At 66.8% G+C, this 15,230-nt stretch carries 16 protein-coding genes; 6 read left to right on the top strand and 10 right to left on the bottom strand.

What is annotated here, in order from left to right:
* Window positions 1-51: 51 nt before the first annotated feature.
* The gene (locus tag ACFC0O_RS23470) at window positions 52-1,392 is read right to left on the bottom strand and encodes a glycogen debranching protein (protein ID WP_375961194.1); all 1,341 of its coding nucleotides are present in this window, start codon (window positions 1,390-1,392) and stop codon (window positions 52-54) included.
* A gap of 314 nt (window positions 1,393-1,706) precedes the next feature.
* Here ACFC0O_RS23470 and ACFC0O_RS23465 point away from each other — a divergent pair, with 314 nt between their 5' ends.
* From ACFC0O_RS23465 to ACFC0O_RS23450, 4 genes are all read left to right on the top strand, one after another.
* Window positions 1,707-2,411, top strand: coding sequence for an SDR family oxidoreductase (locus ACFC0O_RS23465; protein WP_375961191.1), 705 nt, complete (start codon window positions 1,707-1,709; stop codon window positions 2,409-2,411).
* Between the two features lie 172 nt (window positions 2,412-2,583).
* A complete protein-coding gene (locus ACFC0O_RS23460) occupies window positions 2,584-3,378 on the top strand; it encodes a polysaccharide deacetylase family protein (protein WP_375961188.1) in 795 nt (264 codons plus the stop codon).
* A gap of 74 nt (window positions 3,379-3,452) precedes the next feature.
* A complete protein-coding gene (locus ACFC0O_RS23455) occupies window positions 3,453-4,241 on the top strand; it encodes a polysaccharide deacetylase family protein (protein WP_375961186.1) in 789 nt (262 codons plus the stop codon).
* A 27-nt stretch (window positions 4,242-4,268) separates the two neighbouring features.
* Window positions 4,269-4,976 (top strand): TetR/AcrR family transcriptional regulator, encoded by a 708-nt coding sequence (locus tag ACFC0O_RS23450; RefSeq protein WP_375961184.1) that lies wholly within the window; start codon window positions 4,269-4,271, stop codon window positions 4,974-4,976.
* A 49-nt stretch (window positions 4,977-5,025) separates the two neighbouring features.
* On the opposite strand, the gene leuS is transcribed toward ACFC0O_RS23450, so the two are convergent.
* On the bottom strand, window positions 5,026-7,902 hold the full coding sequence (gene leuS, locus ACFC0O_RS23445; RefSeq protein ID WP_375961181.1) for a leucine--tRNA ligase: 2,877 nt from the start codon (window positions 7,900-7,902) through the stop codon (window positions 5,026-5,028).
* A gap of 182 nt (window positions 7,903-8,084) precedes the next feature.
* On the opposite strand from leuS, the gene ACFC0O_RS23440 reads away from it, so the two are divergent.
* Window positions 8,085-8,495 (top strand): SdpI family protein, encoded by a 411-nt coding sequence (locus ACFC0O_RS23440; RefSeq protein WP_375961179.1) that lies wholly within the window; start codon window positions 8,085-8,087, stop codon window positions 8,493-8,495.
* Between the two features lie 19 nt (window positions 8,496-8,514).
* Here ACFC0O_RS23440 and ACFC0O_RS23435 read toward each other — a convergent pair whose 3' ends face one another.
* From ACFC0O_RS23435 to ACFC0O_RS23410, 6 genes are all read right to left on the bottom strand, one after another.
* Complete coding sequence (locus tag ACFC0O_RS23435; RefSeq protein WP_375961177.1) at window positions 8,515-8,943, bottom strand: GNAT family N-acetyltransferase; 429 nt, start codon at window positions 8,941-8,943, stop codon at window positions 8,515-8,517.
* Between the two features lie 14 nt (window positions 8,944-8,957).
* Window positions 8,958-9,380 (bottom strand): hypothetical protein, encoded by a 423-nt coding sequence (locus tag ACFC0O_RS23430; protein WP_375961174.1) that lies wholly within the window; start codon window positions 9,378-9,380, stop codon window positions 8,958-8,960.
* Window positions 9,381-9,431: 51 nt separating this feature from the next.
* Window positions 9,432-9,728 carry a hypothetical protein gene (locus ACFC0O_RS23425; protein WP_364636488.1) on the bottom strand — a complete coding sequence of 99 codons (297 nt, stop codon included), beginning with the start codon at window positions 9,726-9,728 and terminating at the stop codon, window positions 9,432-9,434.
* A 108-nt stretch (window positions 9,729-9,836) separates the two neighbouring features.
* Window positions 9,837-10,217 carry a hypothetical protein gene (locus tag ACFC0O_RS23420; RefSeq protein WP_375961171.1) on the bottom strand — a complete coding sequence of 127 codons (381 nt, stop codon included), beginning with the start codon at window positions 10,215-10,217 and terminating at the stop codon, window positions 9,837-9,839.
* Entirely contained in the window at window positions 10,214-11,107 is an 894-nt protein-coding gene (locus tag ACFC0O_RS23415; protein WP_375961168.1) for a DUF692 domain-containing protein, read from the bottom strand. The genes ACFC0O_RS23420 and ACFC0O_RS23415 overlap by 4 nt, the downstream gene beginning before the upstream one ends.
* Window positions 11,104-12,054 (bottom strand): TIGR04222 domain-containing membrane protein, encoded by a 951-nt coding sequence (locus ACFC0O_RS23410; RefSeq protein WP_375961165.1) that lies wholly within the window; start codon window positions 12,052-12,054, stop codon window positions 11,104-11,106. Before ACFC0O_RS23410 ends, ACFC0O_RS23415 begins: the two co-directional genes overlap by 4 nt.
* A 106-nt stretch (window positions 12,055-12,160) precedes the next feature.
* Here ACFC0O_RS23410 and ACFC0O_RS23405 point away from each other — a divergent pair, with 106 nt between their 5' ends.
* Window positions 12,161-13,129, top strand: a complete 969-nt coding sequence (locus tag ACFC0O_RS23405) for a bile acid:sodium symporter family protein (RefSeq protein WP_375961163.1) — start codon at window positions 12,161-12,163, stop codon at window positions 13,127-13,129.
* Here ACFC0O_RS23405 and ACFC0O_RS23400 read toward each other — a convergent pair.
* Both ACFC0O_RS23400 and ACFC0O_RS23395 read right to left on the bottom strand, forming a co-directional pair.
* Window positions 13,083-14,183, bottom strand: a complete 1,101-nt coding sequence (locus ACFC0O_RS23400; RefSeq protein ID WP_375961161.1) for an aminotransferase class I/II-fold pyridoxal phosphate-dependent enzyme — start codon at window positions 14,181-14,183, stop codon at window positions 13,083-13,085. The two genes, ACFC0O_RS23405 and ACFC0O_RS23400, sit on opposite strands and share 47 nt — an antisense overlap.
* The gene (locus ACFC0O_RS23395) at window positions 14,180-15,223 is read right to left on the bottom strand and encodes a 3-oxoacyl-[acyl-carrier-protein] synthase III C-terminal domain-containing protein (protein WP_364636476.1); all 1,044 of its coding nucleotides are present in this window, start codon (window positions 15,221-15,223) and stop codon (window positions 14,180-14,182) included. The genes ACFC0O_RS23400 and ACFC0O_RS23395 overlap by 4 nt, the downstream gene beginning before the upstream one ends.
* Window positions 15,224-15,230 lie beyond the last annotated feature (7 nt).

Here is a 15,230-nt window from a genome sequence, read left to right as displayed (position 1 = left end):
ACACAGCGACTCGCCCGCACGTTGTCCAAGTGTTAGCTGAATCTCAGCGATTCATCCGAGCCAATCCAATACCGACGCCGCGGTCCAGGACTGCTGCATGCTGCCCAGCGGTTCGCCCGTGAACGGTTCGTAGTACTCGGCGAAGCTGCCGTCGCTGGCCTGGCGCAGGCCCTCCGCGCGCAGCATGAACGATCGTTCCGCCCAGCCGCGGCGGGCGAACACCCAGGAGAACAGCCAGCTCATCACCGGCCACACCGGTCCGCGCCAGTATTCGCGCGGCCGGAAATCCCGGGCCACCGGTGAGGTGGAGGGCGGCAGCGCGTAGCGCAGATCCGGATGCCCGCACCAGCGCGGACCCTCGAACAGTTGCAGCAGTCGCCGTTCGGCGTCACGCGGCAGCCCGCCGCACAGCAGCGGCGCGAACGAGGCGAGGGTTTCGGTCTCGATCCACTTGTCCGCGCGCACATCGAAATCGCGCGCCACCCCGGTGCGAGGATTCGTGGTGCCGACCACGCCCGATCGGAAGTAATCGGCCCATTCCAGCAGTTCGCGCACATCGGCGTTCGGCTGCTTGTAGTCCTCGCCGATGGTGGCGAGCACATCGCACGCGAGCGCGAAGATGGCGGTGACGAATACGTCCTCGACCGCGAAACTCATTGTCGAGGCCAGTTGATAATCGTCGTAACCGCAGCGGCGCATCTGCTCCACCAGCCACATGTAGCGGTCGTATTCGCGATCGCTGGGCCGCTGCGTCGGATCGCCGACGACGTGCAGATCCTCCCGCTCGTACGGCGGAAGATCCGGTCCCGGAATCACATTCGCGTAGGCGCGATCCCAGCGCGGCGAATTGTCCATACCGGATTCCCACCCGTGGTAGAGCGTGATTCGCCCGTGCTGCTTGGGATCTCGCGCATACGCCAGCCAGCGATGCCAGCGCATCAGATCCGGCCAGCGCCGCTGCAGGAACTCCTCGGCGGTTGCGCGGGTGCTGCGCCCGTGCCGCCGGGAATGATCCAGAATCCGTTGCACCGCAATGGCATGCACGGGCGGCTGGGTGATTCCGGAAGTATCGGGTCCGTCCGGGGCATCGGCCGCGAGGCGCCGGCATTCCCACCGGCTCGGTCCCGGAAAATATCCGTCCACGCCATTGGCGAACACGATGTGCGGGATCATGCCGTTGCGCCACTGCGCCGACAACAGCGTGTCCATTTCCAGCACCGCGCGCTCCACACTCAACGGCGCCAGCCCCACCGCGACGAACGCGGCGTCCCAACTCCACATATGCGGATACAGCCGCGGCGCGGCGGTGGTCATGGACCCCAGGTCATTGCCGCGCAGCAGGTAGGCGGCGCGGGCCGCGAGCTGGGTTGGCGTGAAACCCGAGTGCGTCATCGCCCTATTCTGCGACGGAACCCGCAGGTATGCGCGATGTCCGTCCCGGACCGGATGCTCGGGCGGCATGGTGTGATCGAAGAACGCTATGTTCCCGTCCCGGCGTAACGCCGTATCGGTCTGTCTCGGAGGAGCTGTGTCCGCGTCGCGAGGCGCGATGTCCACCTCCTCGTAGGACGCTGTGCCTGCCGAGGACGCCGGTTCGCCGAATTGCACTGTGTACGCCTTTTCACATTTTCGAACGCGCGTGTGTTTGAGCCCTCTGTGCCTAGCCAACGCATCGTCGGCGCCGTGCGCCCGGTTACGGTGAGGGCATGGCGAATTCCGCGAGCACCGGCAATGACCGTCCGACCGCGTTGATCACCGGAGCGAGCCGCGGCCTGGGCGCCGCCATCGCCCGCGCGCTCGCGCCGACGCACCGGCTGCTGCTGGGTGCGCGCACGCCGGAAGCGCTCGAACCGATCTTGAAGGAATTGCCGGATGCCACGGGGTGGCCGGTGCAGCTGACCGACTACGAAGCGGTGGCCCGCAAGGCCGAGTCGATCGAGCGGCTGGATGTCCTGGTGCACAATGCCGGGGTCGCCGACCTGGGAACAATAGCCGATTCGTCCGTTGCGCAGTGGCGGAATACGTTGGAAGCCAACCTGATAGCGGTATCGGAACTGACCCGGCTGACCCTGCCCGCGTTGCGCGCCGCGCGCGGGCACGTGGTGCTGATCAATTCCGGCGCGGGGTTGCGCGCCAATCCGGGCTGGGGTGTGTACGCGGCGAGCAAGTTCGCACTGCGCGCCTTCGGTGACGCGCTGCGGCTGGAGGAGCCCGAATTGCGGGTGACCTCGATCCATCCCGGGCGCATCGACACCGATATGCAGCGCGAGCTGGTGGCGGGTGAGCAGCGGCCGTACGAGCCCAATGAATTTCTCAAAGCGGAGACGGTGGCGTGGATGGTGCGCAATGCCGTCGAGACCCCGCGTGACGCGCATCCCACCGAAATCGTAGTGCGCCCGATCCCGCGCTGACCGGGCGTTTCAGCTGAGAGCAGCCTTAACGTTCCCCCTGAATTCCAATCGTTTCGCGCCGAATTGGTGCTCAGTTCATCGGCGGTCGATATAACCGGATGAACCGCCCGAATCCGGCGCGGGGATGAGGCGATCCCGCATGCGGATCCGGAATTCGGAGTGATCTACCACGATGGACAGAAGACGGCTGCTCACGCTGCTCGCTGCGGGCACGGCGGCCGCCCTCACGGGCTGCACCCAGGCACAGGGTGATCCCCTGGACACCGGCTCCGCGGGTGGAACGCAGCCGCCCGGCACCACACCGCCCCTGCTCCCCGCGCGGCCCACCGGACCCAAGACCCCGATCGCGCCCGGCACCACCATCACCGGTCTGCCGGGTAACGGCAACTCCATGGCGCTCACCGTCGACGACGGAGCCAGCCCCGAGGTGGTCGGCGCGTACATCGAATTCGCCAAGCGCACCGGGGCCCGCTTCACCTTCTTCGTCACCGCGTACTACGACTCGTGGAGCGTGCACAGGGACGCGCTGCGACCGCTGGTGGATTCGGGCCAGATCCAGCTGGGCAACCACACCTGGAACCATCCGGATCTGACCACATTGTCCGCGAGCGCCGTCTCATCGCAGCTGGATCAGGCGAAAACGTTCCTGCGCAATACCTTCGGCGTCGACGGCACCCCCTTCTACCGGCCGCCGTTCGGCCGCCACAACGGCACCGTCGACAAGGTCGCGGGCGACCTCGGCTACACCGTGCCCACCATGTGGTACGGCTCGATCTCGGACTCCGGCCTGATCACCGAGGACTACCTGATGGAATGCGCGCGAAAGTATTTCACGCCGCAGACCATCGTCATCGGGCACGCCAACCACCCGCCCGTGACGCACTGCTTCGACCAGCTGGTCGAGATCATCCGGGAACGCAACCTCGCCATGGTCACGTTGAACGACGTATTGGCGCTATCGCACTAGGGGCGTAATCGCCCGGGGGCGTGGATTTTCCGGTGTCCTCTCCGGATGCCGTTTGCTAGTGAAGAAGGTTCGACATGGATAGACGACGACTGCTGACGCTGCTGGCGGCGGGCACCGCCGCGACCCTGCTGGGGACGGGCGAGGCGAACGCCGACTTCCCGTTCGACAACGGTTCGTCCGGGCTCATCCCGCCGAATGTGCTGCCGGGCGCCACGATTCCGCCGCTGTCGCCGCGTGCCACGATCGGCCCGGGCACGATCACCGCGCTGCCCGGTGACGGAAACAATATGGCGCTCACCATCGATGACGGCGCGAGCGTCGAAACCGTCGGCGCCTTCATCGAATTCGCCCGCCGCACCGGCATTCGCATGACCTTCTTCGTGACCGCGTACTACGACTCCTGGCTGGTGCACCGGGACGCGCTGCGCCCGCTGGTGGATTCGGGACAGATCCAGCTCGGCAATCACACCTGGGATCATCCGGATCTGACCCGGTTGTCCGCCGGGGCCATCTCCGATCAGATCGAACGCGCGAAGACGTTCCTGTGGAACACCTTCGGCACCGACGGCACGCCGTTCTACCGCCCGCCGTTCGGCCGGCACAACGGCCTGGTCGATCGGGTGGCCGCCGACTCCGGCTATGCGGTGCCGACCATGTGGTACGGCAATCTCAACGACACCAATACGGTGATCAACGAGGATATGGTGCTCACCGCGGCCCGGCAGTGGTTCCGCGCGCAATCCATCGTGATCGGGCACGCCAATCGGCCGACCGTCACCCATGTCTTCGATCAACTGAACGACATCATCCGGGAACGCGGTCTGCGCACGGTCACGCTCAATGACGTCCTGGTGCTCGGCTGACCGGTTCGCAATGGGATGCTTGTCCGCATGGCAGCGGACAGGGCGGAGGTCACGGGCGGTCGCTGGGGCGATCACAATACCGAGCGCCGTCGTGCCATCATCGCCGCGTATATCGAGCTCATCGAGGAATCCGAGCCCGGCGCGGAGATCCCGCTGCAACTGATCGCGGACCGCGCGGGCGTGAAGCGCTCGGTGGTCTACCGGCATTTCGGTGACCGCGGCGATCTGGACGCCAAGACCCGGGAATTCGCGGTGGAAGGCGTTGTCGACCAGATGATGCCGGACTTCGATCCGGCGGAAAGCCTGCGCGACACCATCTTCCGCATTGTCGACACCTATGTGCGGTGGGTGGCGGTGCACGCGCGCCTGCACGAGTGGATCGAACGCGGTCCGGGCAGCGCGGACCCGGCGGGCAAGGCCGTGGTCGTCGGCACCAAGACCGCCATCGCGCTGCGCGTCGCACAGCTGTTCACCATGGCCGCGAGCGTGGTGGATCAGCACCATCCGGGCATCGATCCGGCGGCGTTCGCCATCGTCTCACTGGTGGACGGCGGCGTGACGCGCTGGCTCGACACCCGGCCGGATGATCTGGACGCGACGGAATTGGCGCGCCTGCTGGCGGATTCGATCTGGATGCTCTTCGACGGCCTCGCCCGCAGCCGCGGTTATGCCGTCGACCCGGATCGGCCGATCGTGGAACTGATGGCCGACCCGCCGGTGCAGTTCGAACTCTGATCCGAGTTCGAAACCGCAGCCCGCGGGCCTGCCCTATCCGGACTTCGGCTCAGGCGACGATATTCACCAGTCGGCCGGGCACCACGATGATCTTGCGCGGATCCTTGCCGCCCAGCAGCTCGGCGATCTTCTCGTCCGCCAGCGCCGCCGCCTGCACCGCGGCCTGATCGGCATCGGCCGGGACGCTGACGCGGCTGCGGACCTTACCGTTGACCTGGATCGGGTACTCGACCGAATCCTCCACCAGCAGAGCCGGATCCGCGATCGGGAACGGGCCGTGCGCCAGGGATGCGTTGTGGCCCAGGCGTTCCCACAGTTCCTCGGCGATATGCGGGGACATCGGGGCCAGCATCAGCACCAGCGGTTCGACCAAGGCGCGGGGTGCGCCGTCGCCGAAGTTCTTGGTCAGATAGTTGGTCAGCTCGATCAGCTTCGCGCCCGCGGTGTTGTCCCGCAGGTTGGCGTAGTCGTCGTCGACGCCCGCGATCGTCTTGTGCACCAGGCGCAGGGCCTCGTTCGACGGTTCGTCCTCGGTGACGCGGATCGCGCCGGTCTCCTCGTCCACCACCAGCCGCCACACGCGCTGCAGGAAGCGCTGCGCGCCGACGACATCCTTGGTGGACCAGGGGCGCGAGGCGTCCAGCGGGCCCATGGACATCTCGTAGAAGCGGAAGGTGTCCGCGCCGTACGCCTCGTACATCTCATCCGGGGAGACGGCGTTCTTCAGCGATTTGCCGATCTTGCCGTACTCCTGGAAGACCTCGATCTCCACACCGGAAGTGTTGGTCCAGAAGAACTTTCCGTCCCGCTCGATGATCTCGGCGGCGGGCACGTACGCGCCGCGCTCATCGGTGTAGGCGAAGCCCTGGATATAGCCCTGGTTGAACAGGCGGCGGTACGGCTCGTAGCTGGACACATCACCCAGATCGAACAGCACCTTCTGCCAGAAGCGCGCGTACAGCAGATGCAGCACCGCATGCTCCACGCCGCCGATGTACAGATCGACGCCGCCCGGATCGTTCGCGCCGTGCTCGGCGGTGCGCGGACCCAGCCAGTACTGCTCATTCTCCTTGGCGCAGAACGCCTCCGAGTTGGTCGGATCGGCATAGCGCAGCTGATACCAGGAACTGCCCGCCCAGTTGGGCATGACATTGGTATCGCGGCGGTACTGCTTGGGGCCGTCGCCCAGATCCAGCGTGACGTTCACCCATTCGGTGGCCTTGGCCAGCGGCGGGGACGGTTCGGAATTGGCGTCGTCCGGATCGAAGGTGACGGGGGCGAAGTCCTCCATCTCCGGCAGCAGCACCGGCAGCATGGATTCCGGCAGTGCGTGCGCCGCGCCGTCCTCGTCGTAGACGATCGGGAAGGGCTCGCCCCAGTAGCGCTGGCGAGCGAACAGCCAGTCGCGCAGCTTGTATTGGATGGTGCCCTTACCGTGGCCGTTGGCCTCCAGTTCGCCGATGACGCGCGCCTTGGCGGCGTCGATCTCCAGGCCGTCCAGGTAACCGGAGTTCACCAGGGTGCCCTCACCGGCGTAGGCGGCCTCCGAGATATCGCCGCCCGCAACGACTTCCACGATGGGCAGGCCGAAGGCGGAGGCGAATTCCCAGTCGCGCGGATCGTGGCCGGGGACGGCCATGATCGCGCCGGTGCCGTAACCGCTCAGCACGTAGTCGGCGATGAAGACCGGTACGCGCGCGCCGTTCACCGGGTTGGTGGCGTAGGAGCCCAGGAAGACGCCGGTCTTCTCCTTGCTCTCCTGGCGCTCCAGATCGGACTTCGCGGCGATCGACTTGCGGTATCCCGCAACGGCTTCCGCCGGGGTGTCCGAGCCGCCGAAGGTCCAGCGGGCATCGGTGCCGGACGGCCAGGTGGCCTCGGTCAGCCGGTCGACCAGTTCGTGTTCGGGGGCCAGCACCACGTAGGTCGCGCCGAACAGCGTGTCCGGGCGGGTGGTGAACACCTCGATGACATCCGAGCCCGCCTCGAACTTGACCTGCGCGCCCCGCGAGCGGCCGATCCAGTTGCGCTGCATGGACTTGACGTTCTCCGGCCAATCCAGATTGTCCAGGTCGTCGACCAGGCGATCGGAATAGGCGGTGATGCGCATCATCCACTGCCACAGGCGCTTACGGAACACCGGGAAATTACCGCGCTCGGAGCGGCCGTCGGCGGTGACCTCTTCATTGGACAGCACGGTGCCCAGGCCCGGGCACCAGTTGACCATCGAATCGGTCTGGTACACCAGGCGATACGAGTCGATCAGGGCATTGCGCTCGGACGGGGACAGCTCGTTCCAGGAGCGGTCGTCACCGTTGATGGCGCGCTTACCGGCCTCGAATTCGGCGATCAGCTCGGCGATCGGGCGGGCCCGGCCCAGACCCGTGTCGTACCAGGCGTTGTAGATGCGCAGGAAGATCCACTGCGTCCATTTGTAGTACTCGGGATCGGTGGTCGCGAACGAGCGGCGGCGATCATGGCCCAGACCCAGGCGATCCAGCTGACGCTGCATATTCGCGATATTGGATTCGGTGGTGACCCGCGGATGCGCGCCGGTCTGCACCGCGTACTGCTCGGCGGGCAGGCCGAAGGCGTCATAACCCAGGGCGTGCAGCACATTCCGGCCGCGCATGCGGTGGAAGCGCGCGAACACATCGGTGGCGATATAGCCCAGCGGATGCCCGACATGCAGGCCCGCGCCCGAGGGGTACGGGAACATGTCCTGCACGAACAGTTTGTCCGCCGGGGTCTCACCCTGCAGCGGGCCGACCGGATTGGGAGCGTAGAACGTGCCCCGCTCCTGCCAGGCCTGCTGCCACTTCTGCTCTACCCGGCCCGCCAGCTCGGCGTTGTAACGGTGCGCGGGCACATCGCTGGCCCCAGCCGCGGCCGCGGTGGGTGTGTCGGTTGCACGAGTGTCCTGCACGGTCCTGCCTTCTTAATCCCTAGCCGATCCCCGATAAGGTCGCTCACCAGGGTAAAGCGTCGCCACCCCGGTCCCCAAAAAGGGTCGCGACCTCGCGCACCGGCACGCCGGAAGGTTCGGGAGCGTCCCGCGACACACCGACCGGGGCCGAGGCTGACCCGAGCGCGCTGTAGCCTGCAGGGGTGGTTGTCGTCGCGCTGATTCTCTTTGTTCTGTCGGCTGTTGCCGTGGTCACCGGAGTGCTCGGACTGACCGGCACGCTCCCCGGCAACCGCTATTTCGGGATTCACTCCGAGAAGGCGATCGAGTCCGAGGAGAACTTCAAGCTGGCCAATCGCGTGGCCGCGCCCACCTCGATCGTGGCCGGGCTGCTGCTCGCCGCGGGTGGTTCGGTCGCCCTGGTCGGCGGTGGCATCGCGGGCCTGCTGATCGCGGTGCTGGCCGTGGTCATCTCGTTCTTCACCCTCGGCGCGGGCGCGCTCGCCGCCGAGAAGGCCCTCGAAGCGGCCTCCCCGGCGGAACCGGCCGGTGGCTGCGGCAGCGCCTGCGGTTCCTGCTCGCTGCGTGACGCCTGCGAACCCGCCGCCAACTGATCTTCGGTCTCTCCGGGTACTAACCGAGGTTCTTGCGCATCCAGATGTGCGGGATGCCCGCGTCATCGCCGATCTCGCCGTACGCCTCGTATCCGAGTCGCTCATAGAACCCCTGCGCGTGGGTCTGCGAATGCAATTCGATCGCGACCAGCCCGCGCTCGCGCGCCCGCTCCTCGATGGCCCGCACCAGCGCCACGCCCAGACCGGTGCCGCGCGATTCCGCCAGCACCGCCAGGCGGCCGAGCAGGCCGACGTCCTCCCGCACCAGCAAACGGCCCGCTCCCATCGGCTGCCCGTCGAATCGGGCCAGGAAATGATCCGCGACCGCGTCGAGCTCATCGAGTTCGAGTTCGGGCGGCACACCTTGCTCGGCGACGAACACCTTCATGCGAATCGCGTACGCGTCGGCCAGCTCCTGCTCCGTCGTGACGGTGAGTACCTCGATCATCAGGCCAGCATGCCTCAGTGAGCGGTATCACCCGGTTCGGGGATGCGTGCGCATTCCGGAGCCGGGATGCTCCGGGAGAGCGGACTGCCCGCCGGGTTCACATAGAGCACGGTGAGCCGCACCGGCTTCGGTCCGGGATTGCGGGCCAGGTGTGCGTGGCCCGCCCCGCTCGGCTCGCGGAAGATTCGCCACGGTGGTTTGACGACCGGTACGCAATCGGTTGCCGGATGATCCAGCGGCCCACCGGTCACCAGCACGAACAGGGTGCCGTCGTGAAAATGCCAGCCGCTCTGGCCATTCGGCGCGATGATCGTCTGCCGGAGCACGAAATCCCTACCGGCACAGGTGAATCGAACAAGGACACGACTGCGGGTGCCGGTCGCCGGGGCCGCATTCACCCGGAAACCGCGCTCGGGATCTCGTCCGAAGAACGCCATCATCGAATGATCGCGCACCGGCGGCCGCGACCGCGCGACCGCCCGTGCGACTCAGTGATCGTCGTAATGCCCGGCGTGCGCCGCATGCCGATGACCGTCGTGGATGTAATCCACATGATCCCCGTGCGGCACCGCCACATGCCCGCAGTTCGGCCCGTGCTCATGATCGTGGCTGTCATGGGTGATGTGCCCGGCGGGCTCGCACTCATCGAAATGATCATCGTGCGCCCGGTGCAAATGCCCGTCATGCGCGTAGTCGACGTGATCGCCATGTGGAATGGCAACATGGCCGCAACTGGGTCCGTGGACGTGATCGTGTCCACTGTGAGCAGTGTGAACCTGTGACATGGAACTTCCTTTCCGAGATGGGCAGGACATCCAGCAAACAGGTACGGACATTAGCACCCGTGCATCTATCGCCTACCCGGCGGATCATCCCGTCGAAGCAGGCCGACGTCAGCGGTGATTGCGGCGCAGTCGATCTCGCCAATCCCGGCGTGGCGGAGCGAGCCCGAGCTCGGTCGCGAAGGCGGCGGCGTCGGCCGCAGTGCTGACCTTGGGCCGAGTCCGTGCCCACGCCATGAACCTCGCGGTGAATTCCTGCCCGCAATTGTGTGCCAGCACCGGAAAGCGATGCGCCACTTCCTCGGCCCGCTTGTGCAGCAGCGCGTGCGCCGCCGCCGAGATATCGCCCGCGTCGAACCCCGGGGGAACGGCCGCTCCCGCGACCAGCGCCCGCACCAGCGCCGCCTGCTGCTCGGCGAGGGTTCCGGGCGTCGGCTCACCGGTCGTCCCGCTGTCCGAAGCCACGACGTCCGATTCCGGCTGCTCGATCATGCCGAGAACGCGTGGCGCGACGTGATGGCCGGGCGGGCGGAGGCGGTGGCGATGGCGTTCAGTTCGGCGATGAGTTCGGTTGCGGGCGGGTAGTTTCCGTCGCGTTCGAGCATGAGGGGGACCTGGCGGTTCGCGGCGAATTCGGCCACCAGCGCCAGCACCTCGGCGGGGACCGGGTGCACGTGGGTGTCGTGATAGCGGCCGCCCACCTCGTGACCGCCCGCGATGTGACAGTAGGCGAGGCGTTCGGTCGGCAGGCGCAGTAATTCCGTCAGTGGATCACGAGAAGTGTTGCGCGCGTTGGCATACAGGTTCGCGATATCGATGAGCAGGTATACGCCGGTACGCTCCACCAATTCCTGAAGGAACTCCGCCTCGGTGAATTCCGCGTCCGGCCATTCGAACAGCGCAGCGATGTTCTCTACCGCGAGCGGCACGTCGAGTTCGGCCTGCGTCCGGGAGATATTGCGCGCCAATGCGTTCAGCGCTTCGCGGGTGCGCGGCACCGGCAGCAGATGTCCGGCCTCCACCCCGTCCGCGCGCACGAACGCGATGTGCTCGCTCACCAGCGGCGAACCCAGCGCCCGCGCACACTCCGCGAGATGCGTGACCCGCCGTTCATCCACAGCCTCCGCCCCGCCGAGCGACAGCGAAATGCCATGCGGCACTGCGGGTATACCCCGCGCGATCAGTGCGGCGAGTTCCTCGGGTACGGCAACCGCTCCCCGAGTTCCACGAACGCGCCGCCACCGCGGCCGGTCCGCCCCCGCGCTCACCAGCGATTCCGCGATGACCTCGCAGAACCCGATCCCATCGAGTGCCGCGATCATGCCGCAGATCTCGCGTCTCCACCCGATCCCGATCGTCCCCGCGGGCAGCGGGGTGGTCATCCGCCGCACCCGCCGCCGCAGCCGCCTCCGCCGCAACTGCTGCCGCAGCTGCTGCCGGAATCGCCACCGCCGCCGCTGTCGCCGCTGGAGCTGGAGCAGCTGCCGCCGGAGCCGCTGATGCCGCCGGAGGCGAGGGCTCCGGTGGCTCCCGCCAATCCTGGGTCGAGGCTCCAGAGGACGCCCGCGCCGAACAGCGCGGCGGCCAGGGCGGCGCTGTCGGGGCCGTAGGCGGAGTAGGCGGGGGCGTTGGCGGGGCGCAGATGTCCGTTGCGCCGCATCGATTCCTGTTTGGCGGCGCGGCCGGCGCGGGTCAGGCGCGGGGCGCGCTGCACCAGGAACGCGCAGATCGCCACCACGATGATCAGCAGGGCGAGGTATCCGATGGGGTGGTTGTTCGCGATGCCCGCGATGACTCGCACGATGCCCAGCACCAGCAGCGCCCACAGCGGAAGTGCGGCCAGCAGCAGGGATTTGCGCTGTTCACCGCCGATCAGATAGCCCCGATCGGTCAGGACCGCGCGCAATGAGGTGATGGGTGCGCGGGTCGCGCCCGCCAGGTGGATGACATGGCGCTGCCGCTGATCCGCGCCCAGCAGGTACTGGTGCATGGTGCGCGAGACCGGATCCAGCGCACGGGTTTCGGTATCGGTGGGGGAGCGCGTGGGCTGTCCGCTGGAATCGATCAGGTGGTAGCCGCGCAATTGTGCGAGCCCGGCGAGCACCGGCCGCCGGTCGTCGAAGAGCATGGCGGTTTCGGTCGGTGTCAGCGCGTTGGCCAGGTGCGCGCGCGAGTGGTCGGCGCGAATGACGCTGGTGCGCCGAGTGAATCCGTACAGGACGGCCGCGAATCCCAGCAGCGCGTACGCGGCCAGGAAGGTCGGGCCGGAGATTCCCCACGTATCGGCGGCCGGGCGCGCGGCCGCGGCCAGTGTGGTCCAAGGGACCATGGCGATTCCCCACCCTCGAGAAGTCTGGTCAGTCGATCATCACAAGTATCGCCGCCGTCCGGGTGCGGTGTTAATAACTCGGATATCGGGTGATTAGCCTGATTCGGTGCGATTTCTCAGCAAGTTCTACATCGACGGGTTCATTCTGTCGATTCTCGCGGTCGTCGGTCTGGCCAGCGTCTTCCCGGCCAGGGGCGATGCCGCCGATATCGTGAGCTGGCTGACGAAGATTGCCATCGCATTGCTGTTCCTGCTGTACGGCGCGCGCCTGTCCTCGCATGAGGCGCTCACCGGCCTCAAGCACTGGCGACTGCACCTCACCGTGCTGGCCTGCACCTTCGTGCTCTTCCCGATTCTCGGCGTTGCCGCGCGGGTGCTGGTGCCGCATATCCTGACCGAGGATCTGTACACCGGCCTGCTGTTCCTGTGCCTGGTGCCGTCCACCGTGCAGTCCTCGATCGCGTTCACCTCGATCGCCAAGGGCAATGTGGCGGGCGCGATCGTGAGCGCCACGCTGTCGAATCTGCTGGGCGTATTCCTCACGCCCGCACTGGTGATCCTGTTGATGAACACCACCGGGCAGGCCCGGGTCGACCTGTCCTCGGTGCTGGACATCGTGTTGCAACTGCTGGTCCCGTTCTGCGTCGGCCAGTTGATCCGCCCGAAGGTGAAGGGTTTCCTGTCCCGCTACGCCGAGCCGACCAAACTGGTGGACCGCGGTTCCATCCTGCTGGTGGTGTACAGCGCGTTCAGTGCGGGCATGGTGGAGGGCATCTGGCATGCCATGTCGCCGTGGCGGATTCTGCTGCTGGTGGTGGTGCTGTGCGCACTGCTGGCGATCGTGCTCGGCGTGACCTCGGTGCTGGGCCGGGCCACGCATTTCGATCGCGGCGATCGGATCGTGGTGGTGTTCTGCGGTTCGAAGAAGTCACTTGCCACGGGCCTGCCGATGGCGACCGTGCTGTTCGCCGGTCACCCCATCGGCCTGATCGTGCTGCCGCTGATGATCTTCCATCAGGTGCAGCTGATCACCTGTGCGGCGCTCGCGCAACGCTGGGCTCGGACCGCACCGTGAGCGAGAGCACCCGGCTGTCGTCCCGGCGCAGCGGTCGCGCACCGGTGGACGGGCGGGCGGCCAGCGCGCGCAGCACCGCACGGCCCGCGACCGGATCACCGACCGCGATGCGGGCGCTGCCGTCCGGATAGCGTTTGGCCACGATTCCGGCGCGCGCCAAGGCCGGGGCCACCTCGCGCCCGGGCAGGTAGAGGAAGTTCGCGCTGCTGCGCGGCACACGAATACCGTTGCGCCGCAGTGCTGTTCGCAGCACTTCCCGTTCGGTGGTGATGCGTAGGATGCGCTCGCCGAGTTCGGCCTCGGCCGCATACGAGGCGGTCACCGCCGCCACCGCCGCCGATTGCACCCCGAACGGCAATTGCAGTCGCCGCACCCGCCGCACCAGCGCCGGTGATCCGAACGCGTATCCGATGCGCAGCCCGGCCAGTCCGTACGCCTTCGAAAAGGTGCGCAGCACCAGCACATTCGGATGCCGCCGAACCAACTCCACGGCGTCGAGAGCGTCCGCCGCACCGAGGAATTCGATATACGCCTCGTCCAGGATGATCGGCACGGTGGCCGGAACCGTGCACAGGAAAGCCTTCAACTCGCTCGCCGAGATGACGGTCCCGGTCGGATTGTGCGGGCGGCACACCGCCACCAGTCCGGTGTCCGCGTTGATCATCCGCGCCATGGCCCACAGGTCCTGACGGCCGTGACCGTCCAGCGCGACCGGTTGCGAGCGCAGCCCGACCATGCCGCTCATGATCGGATATCCGTCGAAAGTCGGTGTGGCGAACACGAATCGAGCACCGGGGTCGGGCAGTGTCTGCATGATCTGCATGGCCACCCCGGTCGCACCCGAACCGACCACCACCTGGTCGGGATCCACCCCGATATGGTCGGCGATGATCGACGGCAACCGGTGCGGCAGGAACTCCGGATACCGATTCGCCTGCACCAGCGAGTCATCCACCGCACGCAGCACCGAAGGCAGTGGCGTGAACGGGTTTTCGCTCAAACTCAGATCGAAGCGAACGGTTTCGAAGCGGTACTGCTCCAGGGGCGCACTCATCGCGCCGCGCCCCAGCGCACCGCCGCCGCGCCCGCGAAATCTCCCGCGTGCGCGAAGGCCGACAGCAATACCACCGACCCGTTGCGCAGCCGTCCCGCCTCGTTCTCGGTGTCGAGGGTGACGGGAATCCCCGCCGCGAAAAGGTTTCCGCACTGATCGAAGGTGTCCGGATGGCGTTCGGCGGGCAGTTCCAGCGCATCATGCCAATTGCGCAGGAAAAGCCGGTTCGGCTGATTGGTGACCAGGGTGTCGATATCCTGGCTCTTCACCCCGATGCGCTTGCACACCTCGTGCGCCACCTCCGGGACCAGGCGGTTGCCGCGCGCGAACACCTTGGCCACCTTGGATTCGGTGAAGCTGACGCAGCCCTCGCCCTCGCCGGGTTCCCAGTATTTGCGGTCCGAGCCGGTGGTGAATTCCATATCCCCGGCGAATTCGGGGTAGGTGCGGCATTCGATATCGAGAATCGGCGCGCTGGCGTTCTTCACCAGCAATCCGACGCCGCAGCCGTCACCGGGTACGGGAGCCTGTGCGAGCTTGCGGATCTCGGGCTGGGTGAATACCGGTCCCGCGCAATTCTGGGTGGCGACGATGAGCGCGGTGCGCGCGTCGGTGGTCTGCATGATGGTGCGGGCCAGCCACATCATGTGCACGAAGGCCGCGCAGCCGCCATTGTGCACATCGAATACATAGCGCGGGTTCATATTCAGCCGTCGCGCCACCTCACCGCCAGCGCCGAGCACCGGATTGTCCGGCAGCTGGGTGTGCGTGAGCAGGATGTCGATATTCGAAAGTTCCTGCACCCCATGGCGTTCGATGAGCGGTGCGACGGCCCGCTCCACCATATCGACCACGGTTTCGTCGCGGCCCTTGTGATGCCGTCCCTTCGGGGCGCGGAACATGACGTTCTTGGCCATTCGTTCCGAACGGGAGAACTGCGTGAAGTATTCGGTCCCGACCGGTTCGCCCGGCAGATAGCTGGCCACGTCGACCAGGCTGACCGGGGGCGGGGTCGTGAGACGGGGATCCGTGAAATCCATGACGCGC

Origin of the sequence: Nocardia sp. NPDC056100 (assembly GCF_042266325.1) — a bacterium.
Lineage (GTDB): Bacteria > Actinomycetota > Actinomycetes > Mycobacteriales > Mycobacteriaceae > Nocardia.
This window is presented reverse-complemented; position numbering and strand designations above follow the sequence as displayed.

Coding starts and splice junctions, on each gene's coding strand:
- ACFC0O_RS23470 (WP_375961194.1), bottom strand. CDS start 1,392: ATGACGCACTCGGGTTTCACGCCAACCCAGCTCGCGGCCCGCGCCGCC.
- ACFC0O_RS23465 (WP_375961191.1), top strand. CDS start 1,707: ATGGCGAATTCCGCGAGCACCGGCAATGACCGTCCGACCGCGTTGATC.
- ACFC0O_RS23460 (WP_375961188.1), top strand. CDS start 2,584: ATGGACAGAAGACGGCTGCTCACGCTGCTCGCTGCGGGCACGGCGGCC.
- ACFC0O_RS23455 (WP_375961186.1), top strand. CDS start 3,453: ATGGATAGACGACGACTGCTGACGCTGCTGGCGGCGGGCACCGCCGCG.
- ACFC0O_RS23450 (WP_375961184.1), top strand. CDS start 4,269: ATGGCAGCGGACAGGGCGGAGGTCACGGGCGGTCGCTGGGGCGATCAC.
- ACFC0O_RS23435 (WP_375961177.1), bottom strand. CDS start 8,943: ATGATCGAGGTACTCACCGTCACGACGGAGCAGGAGCTGGCCGACGCG.
- ACFC0O_RS23430 (WP_375961174.1), bottom strand. CDS start 9,380: ATGGCGTTCTTCGGACGAGATCCCGAGCGCGGTTTCCGGGTGAATGCG.
- ACFC0O_RS23425 (WP_364636488.1), bottom strand. CDS start 9,728: ATGTCACAGGTTCACACTGCTCACAGTGGACACGATCACGTCCACGGA.
- ACFC0O_RS23420 (WP_375961171.1), bottom strand. CDS start 10,217: ATGATCGAGCAGCCGGAATCGGACGTCGTGGCTTCGGACAGCGGGACG.
- ACFC0O_RS23415 (WP_375961168.1), bottom strand. CDS start 11,107: ATGACCACCCCGCTGCCCGCGGGGACGATCGGGATCGGGTGGAGACGC.
- ACFC0O_RS23410 (WP_375961165.1), bottom strand. CDS start 12,054: ATGGTCCCTTGGACCACACTGGCCGCGGCCGCGCGCCCGGCCGCCGAT.
- ACFC0O_RS23400 (WP_375961161.1), bottom strand. CDS start 14,183: ATGAGTGCGCCCCTGGAGCAGTACCGCTTCGAAACCGTTCGCTTCGAT.
- ACFC0O_RS23395 (WP_364636476.1), bottom strand. CDS start 15,223: ATGGATTTCACGGATCCCCGTCTCACGACCCCGCCCCCGGTCAGCCTG.